Below are 15,095 nucleotides of genomic sequence, written 5' to 3'. Positions count from 1 at the left end.
GTCTTCGGACCTAAGAAGAGCGACCCAAACGAGCCCCTCGCCGGTGCGGGGGGCTCTTCTCTTTTGCCGCCGGTTCGTCGACCGGGATGATGCCGCCCATGCCGGCCATCTTGCGACCGGCGAAGGTCACCGCCAACGGCAGCAGGAGCATGAACGAGGCGACGACCACGGACAGCGAATCCGGCAGGCGGCGCGGGTCCCGCATTCCGAGGTAGGTCAGGTAGCCGCCGCCGGCCGCGGTCAGGAGCACGATCAGCACCGCGGCGCCGATCGCCCAGAGCCGGTACTCACGGAAGAGCGGGGGTGCGTTCCGGCTGGCGAGTCGAAGCAGCCACCATGCCGTCAGGCCGTTGAGCACCAGGCCGCTCAGCAGGGCACAGGCGGCGATGCCGACGCGGAACTCGGCGAGATGCAACATCACGAAAGCGGAAAAGTTCACGGCGAGGATGCCCACCGGCGTGACGACGCCGACGGTCAGCAGCACAGCCTCACGAAAGCGCCTGGAGCGGAGGAACCCCATCGGAAAAAGATAAGGGCGCCGCCTCGTGGCCGGCGCCCTCGGATGGAGGATCTAGAAGGAGGTCAGTGGCCGCAGCCGCAAGCCTGCGCACCTCCGGCGTCGTCGCCGGTGTCGAAGGAGTGGCCGCACGAGCAGGAGTGGACCGCGTTGGGGTTGTGCACGGTGAAGCCGGCGCCCATCAGGCTGTCCACGTAATCGATCTCGGAACCGCGGATGTACGGAGCGCTGAAGTCGTCGACGACCATCTGCACGCCGTCGTGCTCGATCACGAGGTCGTCCGGTCTCCGGTTGTCGTCGAAGGCCATGCCGTACTGCATGCCGGAGCAGCCGCCGCCGCTGACGAAGATGCGCAGCGCGAGCTGCGGGTTGCCTTCCTTGGCGAGCAGCTCTTTCAGGTGCGACTGGGCTTCCGGGGTGAGTGAGACGACAGCTTGTTCGATCACGGTGAGGATGTTACCACGAGTTTGTCAGCCACCTCCCCGCTTCGGCAGGGGTTCCGGCGCCGCAGCCCCGGAGCTCGCCGCAGCGCCCGGTGGGGGAGGCGGACTCCCCTAAAACGGTCAGCCTCGCCCGAGCTTGAAACCCTTCTTCGCCGTCTTGGCTTCGGCGGCGGCCGTACCTCCGATCAGCTGAGCCAGTTGCTCGGCGCCCCGCGAGATGGCGCTCTTGGGATCGGTGAGCACGAGGATCTCGCCCTTGACCGCCGCCTCGTCGGGCTTGGTCCCGTCGAAGTCGATCTCGACCGCGAGGTCCTGCTTGAGCGTGCGGATGACGTCCTCTTTGCTCACCACCGATTTCGGCACCTTGTTGTTGAGCGCGAGGATGACGCGGCCGGGGACGATGTTGAGCACATTGGTGAAGATGTTCAACAGCTCGCCCACGTCCTTCAGCGACGAAAGCTCGGGCGTGACCAGCACCAGCACGCGCTGGGAGTGGTCGAGGACGCTGATGACGATGTCGGTGAACGCGACTCCGAGGTCGAAGATGATGTAGCGGAACGCGTTGACCAGGATCCCCATGGCGCGATTGACCAGGTCGACGGTGATGAGGTCCGCCTGCTCGGCGCGCAGCACGCCCGGCAGGAGCATCATGCCGCCCGGGTGGTGGAGGATCGCTCCGAGCACCGCCTCTTCGAAGTTGGCCGGGGGCACCTGGCTGGCCGCCGCGAGGCAGCCGGTCGGGGTCAGGTAGGAGATGAGCGCGGCGTGGTTGTAGGGGAGGGCCAGGTCGACGAGCAGGACCTCGCCCGGGAACCGCTTGCCCAGCGCGGCGGCGAGGTTCACCGCCACCGTGGTGCGACCGGAGCCACCCTTGGGCGAGTACACGGCGACCGTCGAGGCCGCCTGCTCGGGCGCGACCATTCTCGCCCGGGCGATCAGGTTGGGGAGGGTGTCTTTGCGCTGCTCGACGAGCTTGGTCAGTTCGATGATGGCGTCGGAGTCGGGCGGCAGGGTTTCGTAAAGCGTCTTGCGGTCGAGGGTGAGCAGATGGCAGTCTTCCAGCGCGCGCACGCTGGCGGTGCGGGTCTCTTCAGAAATCAACGCCATCTCGCCGAAGAAGTCGTCTGGCCCCATCAGCGCGATGGTGATGGTGTGGCCCGGGGACTCCTCGACGAACACCTCGCAGCGTCCGGCTTCGACCACGAACATGGTGTCTCCGGGGTCGCCCTGGTGCACGATGACCGAGCCTTTGGTGGCGGAAGCCGGCGCCAGCCGTCGGGCGAGCGCATGAAGGATGTTGTCAGGCAGCGTGAAGAAGATCGCCACGCGCTCCAGGATCTGGAATCGCTTCCGCAGTTCATCCGGTGAACCGCCTCCGAGCCGGTCGGTGTCGCTCACGCCGAACGAATTATAGGTGCGGGGTTCTGGCTCTCAGCCCGAAGCGGTGGGCGGGGCTGGCCGAGTTCCAGCCACTGGTAGACTTAGCCGCCGTCGGTCCCGTGGTGTAGCCTGGCCAAACACGCGGCCCTGTCAAGGCCGAGAACGCCGGTTCGAATCCGGTCGGGACCGCCATCGACCGCTCCAACCCCGCGCCCGAGGGCGTGGAACAAGCAGACGGAGAGGTGGCCGAGTGGTTGAAGGCGGCGGTCTCGAAAACCGTTATGGGTCACTGGCCCATCGAGAGTTCGAATCTCTCCCTCTCCGCCAGTCATTCCGAGACCATGAGGGCCACGCCGTCCGAGGTGTCCGACCCCTTCCTTGCCGCCCTAACCGTACTGACCCACTCGCTGCTGGCCTCGTTTGGGCGAAGCGCCGCAGCGGAGAAAGTTGGGTGTTTGGCAAGGCCGTCGTCTCCCGCCTCCCAAAGCCCGTTTATATGGAGATGGGTCTACGGCCTTCTACGGCCCCGGATTTGGCGGTTACAGCCGAAAAGCGCCCGGCGTCAGGTCTGGCAAATGCGGCTGTCGCGTTCCCCTGGGACTTGGTAGTCATTCATCAGTCGGCTGTTGGACGCTAACCTTCGCGTGAGTGCCAGTCTTTCTACGCGTCAGCAGGGCCGAGTAGTCGTGTGAGCGCGTCCGGAGTCTTCCTGATTGATGGCTCGGGTCGGTTGACCGAAATGAGCGAGCAGCCATACGACTCGGAGGCAGTGCTTCAGGAGCTACTCGCAAACCATCCAACAATCATGGCCGGTGACCAGGTCGACCCAGCGACTCCGCGCCGATGGCTGTTAATCGCCCGTGAGATGGCGGTCCCTGGCGAACCGGACGGCTCGGACCGTTGGTCCCTCGACCACGTGTTCCTTGACCAGGACGCGATTCCCGCGATCGTGGAGGTTAAGCGAAGCACTGATACGCGGATACGACGTGAGGTAGTCGGCCAAATGCTCGAGTACGCTGCGAACGCGGTCGTCTACTGGCCTGCAGACGTACTCAGGAGCCGATTCGATGCGCGGTGCCAGGTCGACGGTGTAGATCCCGATGAGGCCCTTGAGGCTTTTCTCGGTCCAGAAGTGGACACTGAAACCTTCTGGGAGCGTGCCAGGACCAATTTACAGGCCGGCAGGGTCCGCCTGGTGTTTATCGCTGATCAAATACCACAGGAGCTCCTAACAATTATTGAGTTTCTGAACCGCCAGATGGATCCATCTGAAGTCATCGCCATCGAGATCAGGCAATTCGTGGCCAAAGGCAGCAAGAGCCGCACATTGGTGCCACGAGTCCTTGGACTGCGAGCGGATTTGCGCGCGCGGTCTTCGCATGATTATCGGCAATGGGATGAGGCGTCGTTCTTTGCTGACCTGAGTCAGCGACGAGGTCCTGAAGCGACTGATGCAGCTCGGGCGATCTTTCATTGGGCGTCTCGAGCAGTGACCCGAGTGTGGTGAGGACGCGGGACTCAAGATGGGTCCATGGCACTCATCTTGGAGGCGGGTGGCTCTTCGTACTACCTTGCGACCGTCTGGACATACGGTCGTGTCGAGATCGGTTTCCAGTACTTACGAACACGGCCCCCGTTCACTGATCCCATTGTTCGACAGGAGCTGCTGCGCAAGCTGAACGAGATCCCAGCTGTCCAGCTAACGTCGGATGCGATTGAAAAGCGCCCGTCAATCGTGCTCACGGATCTGGCTTCCGAAGCCGGGCGAAGTCGTTTTTTTCAGGTGCTGGAGTGGGCTGTTGAGCAAGTAAAGGCGAGCGTCCCGAGCAGTTCACCTTCCTGAGAGCCGCCCCGAGGTACAGCGGCGCCGTTTCGTATCTAGGTGACGATCATCAATTGTTGATCCAAGATTAAGCTGCTCGGCCACTCACGGACTCTTGAAGGCGCTTTTGGTTAGGTTGAAGGCTTCTCTTCCAGCGCGCGTGAGAGCTTCCTAGATGCGTCCTGACCGTCGGAAGCTGTAATAGCTCCGGGGCGTCACTATCAGGTGGTCGACCACCTCGACGCGCAGGACCCGACCGGCCTCCACCATTGCGCGGGTGAATTCGACATCCTGAGGACTGGGTTCGGCGTCTCCGGATGGGTGGTTGTGCGCAAGTAGCAATGAGCTGGCGCGCAAGGCGAAGGCGGGAGCGAAAACTTCGCGAGCCTCGACCGAGACGTGGGCCACGGCACCCATCGCAACGATCTCAAGGCTGATTGGGCTGAGCCGGACGTCCAGCAGCAAGACTGCCAGCGTCTCCTGGTCAAGCGCTCGCATCCGACCTAGGTGTGCCATAGCCTGGGACGGTCCGGTGATCGGGTTGGACGGATTGGTGCTTGGCTGGTACCGCCGGGCGACCTCAGCACAGGCGAGCAGGCGTCGCCGGGCCGATCGCGAAAGCCCGACGGTCGTCAACTCGCCATCATCGGCTTCGAGCAGCTGGGCCAGTCCGAGCGGCAGTAAGCGAGCCGCACGCCCGATCAACGCCTCGAGCAGCTGGCGGTCGTCGGCGGCAGCGGGCATTGGTGGAAGCTACCCGACGCGGCTGGGCGGCGCCAACCCAGCCCTTTAAGAGAGCGCCAGGCGGCCGGTTCGACACTAAGATTCCTGCCCAGTGGGAACCGACCTCGACCGCGTCGTGAGGGTGGCGGCATTCAACTTCCTCAGGGAGCAGACCACCCTGCACGGAGGCTCGGTGCTCCCTCGGCGCATTCTCGAGCAGGGGTTCCAGCTCGACGGCCGGCGCGTGCCGCTCGTGGCTCCTCAAGGCATCTTCAAGCCAGCTGTTTGTGAGCTACCGCTAAGCATCACCACGGTTCCGGAGATTCCTGGCAAGGAGAGGCCGTACGAGGACGAGCGCACATATGAGGGAGTTCATTACCGGTATCGCGGTACTGATCCCCGGCATCCTGACAATGTAGGTCTGCGTCGGGCGATGGCGGAACACGTGCCGCTGGTCTACTTCCATGGACACCAACCCGGGCTCTATCACGCCGAATGGCCGGCCTACGTTGTCAGAGACGATCCAGCCCGACTTACGTTCACAATCCTGACTGAAGACGTCTCGGATTTCGAGACCCCGGCCACGATCGCCGAAATGCCGAGACGTGCGTATCTGGCAACGCTGATGACAAAGCGTTTGCACCAGTCACTCTTCAGGGTCCGCGTTCTGGACGCATACGAGAAGACGTGCGCGGTGTGCCGATTGCGCCATTGGGAGCTGCTGGACGCGGCTCACATCTTGCCCGACAACCACCCTCTTGGCGATCCGGTCGTTCCCAACGGACTGGCCCTGTGCAAGCTCCACCACGCGGCCTTCGATGCGGACATCCTCGGGGTGCGCCCTGATCTCAAGATCGAGGTTAGGGGTGACGTCCTTCGCGAAGTCGACGGGCCGATGCTTAAGGTTGGCTTGCAGGGATTCGATGGTCAGGTCATTACGGTCCCGCGCCAGAAGGTCCTTCGGCCGAATACTGATTTCTTGGCCGAGCGCTACGAACGTTTCCGCAAGGCGGGATGATGCAGGTGGCTAGTGGCCGCAAGCCTCCAGACGCTTTTGTCGGCATAACGGACTCGGATTGGTCCAGTCGGTTGCGCACGCTTCGGAAGGAGGAATGGGGCCGAGACACGCCCGGTCGAGAAGTGAGTTTACGCCGCGTCACCTAGCCATCTCGAGCAGGTTGCGGCGCCTTTCGCGGACCTCCCGCCGCTTGCGGGCTTAATCGTCGCTGTACTGCTGGCGGCCTTCGGGTGGCTGGCACCCGTATTCGCCGGAGCTTCGGTCATCGCCGGGATTTGGTTTCAGTTCGGAAGGTGGCTCGTCTGGTTGTTGGCCGGTCTCGTTCTCGCTTACACGATCGTCGGTGTTTTGCGACGGTTCATCGACCGTCGGACCTTCGATTCCACTGACGACCCAGCCCGCCTCACCTGGAGGCAGTTCGAGCGACTCATCGCGGAGTTCTATCGGCGGAAGGGCGCCACAGTGGTGCCGCGCGGTGGCCCAATGGCAGACGGCGGGGTCGACGTGAATTTGACCTACGCAACCGGTGAGCGGCTCATCGTTCAGTGCAAGCACTGGAAGAATCGGCATGTCGGCGTGCAGCCGCTGCGTGAGCTGTGGGGCGTATTGGACGACGAGAAGGCAGACGCAGCGATCTTTGTGACGAGCGGGTCGTTCACAGTCGAGGCAGTGGCGTTCGCACTAGATAAGAGATTGGAGCTGATCGATGGCCCCAAGTTGCGCGGGATGATCGCGGAGGTGAGACGAACCCAGGCAGCTGTGCAGACCTCTGAGCCTCGGCCAACCGCGAGCGCTCCTGTGTGCCCGCGATGCGAGTCCCCGATGGTGCTTAGGATCGCCAGACGTGGTGCGAGCGAGGGCGAGCATTTCTGGGGCTGCTCGACCTACCCAAAGTGTCAGGGCACGCGGCCGGCAACGGCCTAACTCTCCCTCTCCGCCACGGGTGTTTGGTCGTCGCCAGATTCACCTTCCATCGCGTCCCGAGCGGCGCATACTTGGCCGGTCCAACGGCGTAGGCATCGGATGGCCAAGTCGAGAGCGACTGACCAAGGGAGGCTGAGATGGCATCCGAACTTCGGCCACTGCGGCGGACGTCGGTCGACGGTATCCAGCTGGAATACGAGGAGGCGGGCTCGGGCCAGCCGGTCGTCCTGATTCACGGAAGCCTGGGCACTGATGGCTACGTGCCGGTGATGACCCAGGCGGCGCTGAAGGGATTCCACCTGATCCGCTACCGCCGGCGGGGCTATGAGGGAAGCAGCCCCGCGACGGGCACGGTGAGCATCGCCGAGCAGGCCGCGGACTGCGCCGCTCTGCTCCGCAAGTTGGGCGTCGAGAGGGCCCATGTGGTGGGGCACTCATTCGGGGGTGCCGTCGCTCTCCAGCTCGCGATCGACGCGCCCCACCTCGTCCACTCCCTGGTCCTGATGGAGCCGGCGCTGATCCTGCTGGTTCCGGGCGGTCAGGTGATGATGAGCCAGCTGGCGCCGGTGATCGAGCTCTACGGGCGGGGCGAGAAGGCCGCGGCGACCGAGGCTTTCCTTCAGGGCGTGGGCGGGCCGAACGCGATGGACGTCATGGAAAGCGTCGTTCCGGGAGCCATGGCTCAGGCGGCGAGAGCGGCCGATACTTTCTTTCAGGTCGAGATGCCGGCCCTGCAGGTCTGGCCATTCAACGCAGAGGACGGCCGGCGCATCACTCAGCCAGTCCTTCTCATCAACGGCGCCGACACGCTGCCGGTTTTCGCGGAAGTCACGCAGCTGATTCACGAAAGGCTGCCTCAGACGGAGGACTTCACGCTGCCCCGGGCCGGTCATCTGTTGCAGATCGAGAACCCGGAAGATGCGGCGATGGCCATGACGAGATTCTTTGCGGCCCATCCCGTGCCTGTGACCGCGAAGGCCTGACCGCGATCTGATCCCCCCGGGGCGGCGAGCCGCCCCGGGGACGGCTTGTTGCGGGTGATCCGCACCTGCGCCAACTGGTGAGTGCGTGAGGAGTACCCCGTCGACCCCAGATTGTCGGGCTGCGACTCCATGCCACCCGATGACCTCTTCACAGGAATGGCCTGACCACTTGTCAACCTGACCGCAAGGTGTTATCACTACGCTCCGCGTCCGGGTCGGGTGCTAATTAGTCCGCCGCCCAGGCGACGGAATTAGACGAACCGCTGGAGGAAGGGCATGAGTTCGAAGAGCGAAAGTTCGGTCGCTTCGCGGGGGTCCGCTGCCAGTTCGACGTTGTATGTGCGGCAATCCAGCGGATTGGTTCGGGCGATTTCGCTGCCCAGCGCCGTCGCCCTGAACATCTCCGGCATCGGCGTCATCTGGCTGATTTTTGTCGCCACCACCGAACCGGCCGCCTTCCCGGGTGGATCGATCGTTTGGAGCACGGTCATCGCTGGAGTCCTGGCGCTCTTCCCGATCCTGCTGTACGGGCTGTTCGGAAGCGTGATGCCGCGCGCGGGCGGGGACTACGTTTACGTGACCCGCTCCCTGCATCCATGGTTGGGCTTCGCCGTCAACTTCAACTTCGTCGCCTGGATTCTGATGGCCACCGCGTACGGTGCGTCGTTGATCGCGCCCTTCTCGGTGTCAGCCGCGCTCTCCGCATTGGGAGTCTCCATTCACAGCGACACCCTCATCGCCTGGGCGGGCGCCGTCGCCACTCCGGGCTGGACGTTTGCCTTCGGAGCGATCGCTCTGGTGCTCACCGCTCTATTGCTCAGCTTCAGCTTGAGGCACTACATCAAGGTCGTCATCGTCCTACTCGTCCTGTCACTGGTCGCCGCGGCGGTCTCGATCGCGATCCTGCTGCTGCACGGGCGATCGGACTTCGTCCAGACGGTGGCCGAATACGGCGGCAACTACGCCCAGATAATCGCCACGGCGCACAAGGCTGGGTACGGGGGCTATGGCGCCAACTCCGACCCGGTGGCCACTTTCGTCGCCTTCCCGCTGGCCTTCGGCGCTCTCGGCTACGGGATCCTGACCGCTTACATGGGTGGCGAGGTCAGAAACGCGCGCAAGACGATGCTCACCGGCATGGTCTCAGCGTTGGTCCTCGGGACCGTGCTCGGAGCCGTGCTGATGGCGCTGGCGGACCAGACCTTCGGTTCTGATTTCCTGGGGTCTGCGACATCGCTGTCGAACGCGGCCAGCAAGGATTACCCATTTGCCAGCCCATCCTCCTTCTTCCTCTTCGTCTCCCTTCTGTCTCACTCCTCGGTCGTTCAGGTGGTCCTCATGATCTGCTCGATTGCGGCGCTCGTCTCCACTCTTCCCGTTGGCTTTCTGATCGTCACCAGAAGCATGTTCGCCTGGTCATTCGATCGCGTCATGCCGGCCAAGTTCAGCGAAGTTCATCCCCGCACGCACTCGCCCTTGGTGGCCAACGCCGTGGTGATGGTGGTCGGGCTCGTGTTCCTCGCGTTCCTGGTCTTCGGCCAAGCCTGGATCACCCAGCTTCTCTATACGCTCGCCATCGGCCAGGCTTACAGCTTCATCGTGATCGCCGTCGCCGGGATCCTGTTTCCCTGGCGTCAGCCGCATCTGTTCAAGGCTTCGTCGGTGAATTGGTCGGTGGCCGGGGTGCCGGTGTTCTCCCTGCTCGGTTTGGCCGCGGCCATCGTCTACGGGCTCGTCCTCTACCTGTTGCTGACCAATAGCTCGCTTGGAGCCAACTCACCGGTTGGCATCAAGGCGACCCTCGTGATCGGCGCCGTCGCGATCGTCATCTGGCCGATCTCCTACTTCGCGAACAGGGCCCGAGGAGTCGACCTTGGCCTGGCCTTCACGAGCCTGCCGCCGGAGTGAGGTTCCTTCGACGCCCTGCCGGGACGCGGCTGTTCTTCGCCAGCGACGTGCATGGCTCGGAGCAGTGCTTCAGGAAGTGGCTGAACGCGGCCGCGGCGTATGGCGTCGACGCCCTGATCCTGGGGGGCGACATCACGGGCAAGGCCGTCGTCGCGGTGATCGAGACCGAAGACGGCTGGAACGGGGAGGTCGGCGGGCAACAGCTCAGGGCCCGGAATGAGAGTGAGCTTGCCGACCTCCAGCGCCGGATCCGGGATTCCGGCTCCTACGACCTCATCCTGTCGCCTCACGCCGCGCGGGCGCTGGAGTCCGACCCGGAGGCGCTCGACAAGGCCTTTCGCAAAGCGGTCGAAGAGCGGCTCATCGGGTGGGTTCGCCTGGCTGACGAGCGGCTCGCGGGAACCAAGGCGAGCTGTTTCATGATGCTTGGCAATGATGATCCGCCGGAGCTGGCGGACATCATCCGCCAGTCGTCGAGGATCGTATATGCGGAAGACGGGATTCAGGAGTTGCCAGGCGGCTACGAGCTGCTGTCCTACGGATACTCACCACCCACGCCCTGGAGGACGCCGCGCGAGTTGCCGGAAAACGAGATCGCCGGCCAGCTCGATTCCCTTGCAGCGCGGTTGCAGAATCCGACGACGGCGGTATTCAACCTTCACTGTCCGCCACGGGGAACTCATCTCGATCAGGCGCCGGAGCTTGACCACCAGCTCCGGCCGAAGAGCGGCCTCGGCGGGCAGTCCAGCGGAGCCGTTGGATCCGAGGCCGTTCGTGGCATCCTGCAGCGACTTCAGCCGCTGCTCGGATTGCACGGCCACGTCCACGAATCCGCCGGCGCCGAGAAGATTGGAAGAACTCTGTGCGTCAACCCCGGGTCCGAGTATTCGGAGGGCATCCTGCGTGGGGTGCTGGTTCAGCTTGGCAGCAAGGGGTTGGAGAGCTGGCAGTTTGTTCAGGGGTGAGGCGGGCGGCGGGGCCACCTGGCTGAGCATCCAGCTACCCGGATGACCCTCGAAGATGCGGTGGCCGAGGGCCGGCGCCTGGTGGGATCGGCGGGCGACCGTGAGGTGGCGATGCGCCTGCTGGGCGGGGTTGCGGTCGCTGTGGCGTGCCAGGGTCGGGTCGCGTGCGATGAGCTGGCGCGGACGTATCACGATATCGATCTCGCCATTCCGCGTCGACACTCAGCGCGCGCCGTGCGGGTTCTGGTCTCAGAGGGATACCGGGCCGACGAGCGATTCAACGCGCAGCATGGTGACGCGCGCCTGCTGTTCATCGATCCGATCCGCGAGCGGCAGGTCGACATCTTCGTCAGCGAATTCCAGATGTGCCACCGGCTGGACCTGGAGCCGGGGCTCGCCGCCCCCGGTTTCACCCTGCCGGTCTCCGATCTCCTGCTCCTCAAACTTCAGATCGTGGAGCTGAATCGGAAGGATGTCCTCGACTCCCTGACGCTGCTGCTCCACTTCGAGATGGGTGGGGCGGACACGCCACTGACCCTCAACGCCACACGGATCGCGTCACTTTGCGCGTCGGATTGGGGTTGGCACACCACGGTCACCGACAACCTGGTGCAGGTCGAAAAGCTGGCGCCGGAGATTCTCAGCAATCCCCACGATGTTCGAACGGTGCATCAACGGCTGTCGCTGCTCGGCTCGAAGATTCAAGACACTCGCAAGTCACTGGGTTGGCGCATCAGAAATCGCATCGGCCGGCGCCTTCAGTGGTACGACCTGCCGGATGAAGCGGCGACCTGACAGGCCGTCAGCTGGGAATCGAAATCGTCCTCGACCGGTTCATAGCAACAGATGCATAGCTTCAAACAGGACGTGCTTGAGGCCGCGGCACGCGAGCGCGAGGTGGTTCTCACCACCGTCGGGCGCCAGAGCGGCAAGCCCAAGCACGTGACCATATGGGTGTCGACGGACGGGCGCAGAATCTTCATTCGTTCAGGCGCCGGTCCCGGGCGCCACTGGCCGCAGAACCTGCTGGCCCGAGGCGAGGGCGTCCTGCTAATGGGCGGCAAGGCGGTGAGGTTCAAGCCCAGACACGTGACGGACCCCGACGAAGCTCGTCTGGTCTCCCAGCTCGCCCGGAAGAAGTACGGCTCCTATGTCGAGCCGTCCACACCCTCCGAGCCGCTCACGCCGGGCGAGCAGGCGACTTTCGAGCTCCTACCCGTGACAGAGTCCTGAGCTACTCGGCCAGGCGGCAGATAAACCGGATGACGGCCTCGATCCCACGGTGGTAGTTGTCGATCACCAGGTGCTCATTGGGTGAGTGGATCGCGCAGTCGGCTTGCGCGATGCCGCTGACCACGATCGGTGCGCCGACCGCTTCCTGAAAGTCGATCGACACCGGTATCGAACCCCCCGTCCGGATCAGCGCCGTCTCCCTGCCGAATGCCTCTTTGTAGGCGGCGCGCATCGCCCTTCCGGGTGCGTGGTCGACGCCGCACGTCACGGGCGGCGCTGCACCGAGCAGCTCGACCTTCACTTCGACGCCCGGCGTCGTCAGCTCTCGCACACGCTTCTCCAGCGAGGCGAGGATCGTCCTCCAGTCCTGGTCGGGAACCAGGCGCATGCTGACCTTGGCGGACGCGCGTGCGGGAATCACGGTCTTCTTGCCCTCGCCGATGAAGCCCCCGACGATGCCGTTCGCGTCGAGGGTCGGCCGGCTGCCGGTGCGCTCGATCGCGAGAAACCCTTCTTCACCTTCGAGAACCCGAGCGCCCGACAGGCGCTTCACCGTTTCGGCGTATCTCGCGTCCTTCTTCTTCCAATCGGCCAATTCCTCCGGGCTCGGCTTGCGGACGGCGTCGTAAAAACCGGGGATGGTGATGTGACCATGGCGATCTTTCAGCTCGCCGACAATCCGCGCCAGCGTGTTGATCGGGTTCGGCGCCACGCCACCAAACACGCCCGAGTGAAGGTCGACGGCGGGGCCGGTGGCGTGGAGCTCGACGTACAGGAGCCCGCGCAGAGTGGTGGCGAGGGTCGGGTTTCCATCCTCGTCCATTCCGCTGTCCCAGATGAGCACCGCGTCGGTCTTGAGCTTTGATGCGCTGGCACGGATGTATCGCGGCAGCGATTCGCCGCTGATCTCCTCCTCGCCCTCGATGAGGAAGCGCAGGTTGACCGGCGGAGCACCGGCGGCGAAAAGATGCTCGACCGCCTTGATCGTCGCCAGGTGGTTGCCTTTGTTGTCGGCGCAGCCGCGCGCGTAGATGTGGCCGTCGCGCAGCTCGGGCTGGAAAGGCGGCGACTGCCACTCGTCGAGCGGGTCTGGCGGCTGGACGTCGTAGTGGCCGTAGATCGTCAGGTGGGGTTTGCCCGGTTGACCGGTCCATTCGGCGACGACGACCGGAAGTCCGCCCTCCATGACATCGACGATTTCTGTTTTCATGCCCAGCCGGTCGAAACGGTCCCTGAGCCACCGGGCGTTGCGCAGGCAGTCTTCGCGCCGCTCCGGCAGCGTACTCACCGAAGGGATCCGGAGCGCCTCGACGAGGTCGGCGAGGTCCGTATCGCGGGCGGCTGCCGCTCGCGCCAGCGCGTCCTCAAGCAACGTGTGGGTCGTGGCCACCGCTACGCCTTGCCCCGCGAGCGCCTGATTTGCTGGGCGTGGTCGTGGGCGTGCTTGGCGTAAATCGTCAGCCACCTCTCGACGGAGTACGGCCCGCTTTCGCTGTGCGTCCCAGTGCGACGCCAGTCGTCCTCGGTCAGCCGCTCCAGGATCTGCGCCGTCGACTCGCGTGCCCATCGCATCGCCTCGAGAGACGGTTCGATCGGGCGGTCCGACGTCAGCTTGTCGGCGAACGCCGCCTCGTCGTAACCGTGGATGAGGGGTGCGTCCTCGGCCAGGAGGCGGCGGAGCCGGATGGCGGACATCATCTCGCTGTCGCCAAGGTGGTGGACGATCATGCGCGGGGTCCACTCGCCGCTGGCCGAGTGATCGAGCTCGTCCTCGGTCACGCCTTGCAGCGCCTCCATGACGGTGCGATGGCCTTCGCGGTACCGCTCGATCAGTGGCGTTCTCTCTTCAGCCTTCATCTCACCAACCTCCTCTCAAGCATTGTCGCCCACACCGGTGGAAAACGCGTTGGAGCCGGCGGCAGGAATCGAACCTGTAACCTGCTGTTTACAAAACAGCTGCTCTGCCAATTGAGCTACGCCGGCGCCTTCACGAAGGGTAGCGGAACCCCTTTGCTCGGAAGCGCACGTCGACAGATCGAGCGCTCCGACTGATGATTTCCGCGCCGGGAGCCCGTCCCAGATCCTTGGCGTCGCGCGCGCGTCCTCTGTGATCGCGTGCCCAAGCCTGGTCCCGGCGGCGACTCGGTTGCAATTCTACTTATTGAGTCATTACTAAAGATTTTCAGTCGGGTTCGGACCTTGCTGTCATGATCTATCCGGGGCGTGCGAGTTCAGGGCTCGTTTATCAGTGGCTTTGCGGCGCCGCCCCTGGAGTTCGGCATGCGTTTCGACGATCTGGCTGGAGCGTTCGTTGTCGAGCGGCTCGCGGGCGCGCGGCTGGGCCCAGGAGGCATCCTCTGGCCCGCCACCTCGACGCCTGGTAGATCAAGAGAAGGAACCTGGGCCGGCGGTCGGCTGACTGCTGGGCCGGTAGAGCGGCCCGATTCTTCAGGAGTGGTGAGCGCATGGCACGATCTACGCTAGACAACGCGCGGCCCGCGGCTGAAAAGAGGCGGAATGGGGAGGGCGAGACGCGGCTCGGGCTGCTCGCGTCCATCGTCGACTCTTCCGATGACGCCATCGTCAGCAAGACCCTCGAAGGGGTCGTTACGAGCTGGAACCCGGCCGCCGAGAAGATCTACGGCTACAAAGCCGACGAGATCATCGGCAAACCGTTCTCGGTCCTGATCCACAGGGATCGGCCTGATGAGATGGTCAACATCCTCAAGGAGATCCGGGACGGCCACCGTGTGGAGCACTACGAGACTGTGCGGGTCAAGAAGGATGGAAGCGCGATCTCCATCTCGCTGACCGTCTCGCCGATCCACGACGCGAGCGGCAAGATCATCGGGGCGTCCTCGATCGCTCGCGACATCACCGAGCGGAAGCGCGCCGAGGAGAGGGCGCGCATCACCTCGCAGTACGCGCGGAGCCTGATCGAGGCGAGCCTGGACCCCCTGGTCACGATCAGCCCGGAGGGTAAGATCACCGACGTCAACGAGGGCTCGATCAAGGTGACCGGGGTGCCCCGTGAGAAGCTCATCGGGACCGACTTCTCGGACTACTTCACCGAGCCGGAGAAGGCCCGCGAGGGCTATGAGCAGGTCTTCGCCAAGGGCTTCGTCACCGACTACCCGCTGACCATCCGGCACCGTGACGGGCGGCTGACCGACGTCCTC

The 15,095-nt window shown here is 64.2% G+C and carries 16 protein-coding genes and 3 tRNA genes; 12 read left to right on the top strand and 7 right to left on the bottom strand.

The annotated features are described in order from the left end of the window. Positions 1 to 10 precede the first annotated feature (10 nt). The 3 genes from EPN29_08385 to EPN29_08375 all read right to left on the bottom strand — a co-directional run bounded on the left by EPN29_08385 (position 11) and on the right by EPN29_08375 (position 2,358). Entirely contained in the window at positions 11 to 520 is a 510-nt protein-coding gene (locus tag EPN29_08385) for a hypothetical protein (protein ID TAN32192.1), read from the bottom strand. A 62-nt stretch (positions 521 to 582) separates the two neighbouring features. Beyond that, positions 583 to 963: an iron-sulfur cluster insertion protein ErpA gene (gene erpA, locus EPN29_08380; GenBank protein TAN32191.1), complete on the bottom strand. Its 381-nt coding sequence runs from the start codon at positions 961 to 963 to the stop codon at positions 583 to 585. A gap of 117 nt (positions 964 to 1,080) precedes the next feature. Continuing rightward, positions 1,081 to 2,358: a cyclic nucleotide-binding domain-containing protein gene (locus EPN29_08375; GenBank protein ID TAN32190.1), complete on the bottom strand. Its 1,278-nt coding sequence runs from the start codon at positions 2,356 to 2,358 to the stop codon at positions 1,081 to 1,083. A 95-nt stretch (positions 2,359 to 2,453) separates the two neighbouring features. On the opposite strand from EPN29_08375, the gene EPN29_08370 reads away from it, so the two are divergent. The 4 genes from EPN29_08370 to EPN29_08355 all read left to right on the top strand — a co-directional run bounded on the left by EPN29_08370 (position 2,454) and on the right by EPN29_08355 (position 4,183). After that, positions 2,454 to 2,532, top strand: a tRNA-Asp gene (locus EPN29_08370). 44 nt (positions 2,533 to 2,576) lie between these two features. Beyond that, positions 2,577 to 2,667, top strand: a tRNA-Ser gene (locus EPN29_08365). A gap of 412 nt (positions 2,668 to 3,079) precedes the next feature. After that, the gene (locus tag EPN29_08360) at positions 3,080 to 3,847 is read left to right on the top strand and encodes a hypothetical protein (protein TAN32189.1); all 768 of its coding nucleotides are present in this window, start codon (positions 3,080 to 3,082) and stop codon (positions 3,845 to 3,847) included. A gap of 24 nt (positions 3,848 to 3,871) precedes the next feature. Further along, the gene (locus EPN29_08355; protein ID TAN32188.1) at positions 3,872 to 4,183 is read left to right on the top strand and encodes a hypothetical protein; all 312 of its coding nucleotides are present in this window, start codon (positions 3,872 to 3,874) and stop codon (positions 4,181 to 4,183) included. A 150-nt stretch (positions 4,184 to 4,333) separates the two neighbouring features. Here the strand turns inward: EPN29_08355 and EPN29_08350 are convergent, their stop codons facing one another. Then, a complete protein-coding gene (locus tag EPN29_08350) occupies positions 4,334 to 4,906 on the bottom strand; it encodes a hypothetical protein (GenBank protein TAN32187.1) in 573 nt (190 codons plus the stop codon). Between the two features lie 91 nt (positions 4,907 to 4,997). Here EPN29_08350 and EPN29_08345 point away from each other — a divergent pair, with 91 nt between their 5' ends. The 7 genes from EPN29_08345 (at position 4,998) to EPN29_08315 (ending at position 11,916) form a co-directional block, all read left to right on the top strand. Further along, on the top strand, positions 4,998 to 5,903 hold the full coding sequence (locus EPN29_08345) for an HNH endonuclease (GenBank protein TAN32186.1): 906 nt from the start codon (positions 4,998 to 5,000) through the stop codon (positions 5,901 to 5,903). Between the two features lie 306 nt (positions 5,904 to 6,209). Then, positions 6,210 to 6,827 (top strand): hypothetical protein, encoded by a 618-nt coding sequence (locus EPN29_08340; GenBank protein TAN32185.1) that lies wholly within the window; start codon positions 6,210 to 6,212, stop codon positions 6,825 to 6,827. A gap of 137 nt (positions 6,828 to 6,964) precedes the next feature. Next, positions 6,965 to 7,810, top strand: a complete 846-nt coding sequence (locus tag EPN29_08335; protein TAN32184.1) for an alpha/beta hydrolase — start codon at positions 6,965 to 6,967, stop codon at positions 7,808 to 7,810. A 276-nt stretch (positions 7,811 to 8,086) separates the two neighbouring features. Beyond that, positions 8,087 to 9,718, top strand: coding sequence for an APC family permease (locus EPN29_08330; GenBank protein ID TAN32183.1), 1,632 nt, complete (start codon positions 8,087 to 8,089; stop codon positions 9,716 to 9,718). Beyond that, complete coding sequence (locus EPN29_08325) at positions 9,640 to 10,683, top strand: metallophosphoesterase (protein ID TAN32182.1); 1,044 nt, start codon at positions 9,640 to 9,642, stop codon at positions 10,681 to 10,683. The genes EPN29_08330 and EPN29_08325 overlap by 79 nt, the downstream gene beginning before the upstream one ends. Before the next feature lie 42 nt (positions 10,684 to 10,725). Continuing rightward, positions 10,726 to 11,478: a hypothetical protein gene (locus EPN29_08320; protein ID TAN32181.1), complete on the top strand. Its 753-nt coding sequence runs from the start codon at positions 10,726 to 10,728 to the stop codon at positions 11,476 to 11,478. A gap of 51 nt (positions 11,479 to 11,529) precedes the next feature. Continuing rightward, complete coding sequence (locus tag EPN29_08315; protein TAN32180.1) at positions 11,530 to 11,916, top strand: DUF2255 family protein; 387 nt, start codon at positions 11,530 to 11,532, stop codon at positions 11,914 to 11,916. Position 11,917: 1 nt separating this feature from the next. On the opposite strand, the gene EPN29_08310 is transcribed toward EPN29_08315, so the two are convergent. The 3 genes from EPN29_08310 to EPN29_08300 all read right to left on the bottom strand — a co-directional run bounded on the left by EPN29_08310 (position 11,918) and on the right by EPN29_08300 (position 13,899). Then, on the bottom strand, positions 11,918 to 13,483 hold the full coding sequence (locus EPN29_08310; protein ID TAN32179.1) for a dipeptidase: 1,566 nt from the start codon (positions 13,481 to 13,483) through the stop codon (positions 11,918 to 11,920). Beyond that, on the bottom strand, positions 13,309 to 13,773 hold the full coding sequence (locus EPN29_08305) for a hypothetical protein (protein TAN32178.1): 465 nt from the start codon (positions 13,771 to 13,773) through the stop codon (positions 13,309 to 13,311). Before EPN29_08305 ends, EPN29_08310 begins: the two co-directional genes overlap by 175 nt. A gap of 50 nt (positions 13,774 to 13,823) precedes the next feature. Further along, positions 13,824 to 13,899 (bottom strand) — tRNA-Thr (locus tag EPN29_08300). Between the two features lie 482 nt (positions 13,900 to 14,381). Between EPN29_08300 and EPN29_08295 the strand changes: the two genes are divergently transcribed. After that, positions 14,382 to 15,095: PAS domain S-box protein (locus tag EPN29_08295; GenBank protein ID TAN32177.1), on the top strand; the 714-nt coding region annotated here is incomplete at its 3' end.

The sequence above is a fragment of the bacterium genome (assembly GCA_004299235.1).
Taxonomy (GTDB): Bacteria; Chloroflexota; Dormibacteria; order Dormibacterales; family Dormibacteraceae; genus SCQL01.
Note: the sequence above shows the minus strand (reverse complement) of the source record. Positions and strands in the feature narration are given on the sequence as shown.

Bases quoted from the DNA above. Each gene is read 5' to 3' on its own strand.
- EPN29_08385 (TAN32192.1), bottom strand. From the start codon at position 520: ATGGGGTTCCTCCGCTCCAGGCGCTTTCGTGAGGCTGTGCTGCTGACC.
- EPN29_08360 (TAN32189.1), top strand. From the start codon at position 3,080: ATGAGCGAGCAGCCATACGACTCGGAGGCAGTGCTTCAGGAGCTACTC.
- EPN29_08355 (TAN32188.1), top strand. From the start codon at position 3,872: ATGGCACTCATCTTGGAGGCGGGTGGCTCTTCGTACTACCTTGCGACC.
- EPN29_08350 (TAN32187.1), bottom strand. From the start codon at position 4,906: ATGCCCGCTGCCGCCGACGACCGCCAGCTGCTCGAGGCGTTGATCGGG.
- EPN29_08335 (TAN32184.1), top strand. From the start codon at position 6,965: ATGGCATCCGAACTTCGGCCACTGCGGCGGACGTCGGTCGACGGTATC.
- EPN29_08330 (TAN32183.1), top strand. From the start codon at position 8,087: ATGAGTTCGAAGAGCGAAAGTTCGGTCGCTTCGCGGGGGTCCGCTGCC.
- EPN29_08320 (TAN32181.1), top strand. From the start codon at position 10,726: ATGACCCTCGAAGATGCGGTGGCCGAGGGCCGGCGCCTGGTGGGATCG.
- EPN29_08315 (TAN32180.1), top strand. From the start codon at position 11,530: ATGCATAGCTTCAAACAGGACGTGCTTGAGGCCGCGGCACGCGAGCGC.
- EPN29_08310 (TAN32179.1), bottom strand. From the start codon at position 13,483: ATGGGCACGCGAGTCGACGGCGCAGATCCTGGAGCGGCTGACCGAGGA.
- EPN29_08305 (TAN32178.1), bottom strand. From the start codon at position 13,773: ATGAAGGCTGAAGAGAGAACGCCACTGATCGAGCGGTACCGCGAAGGC.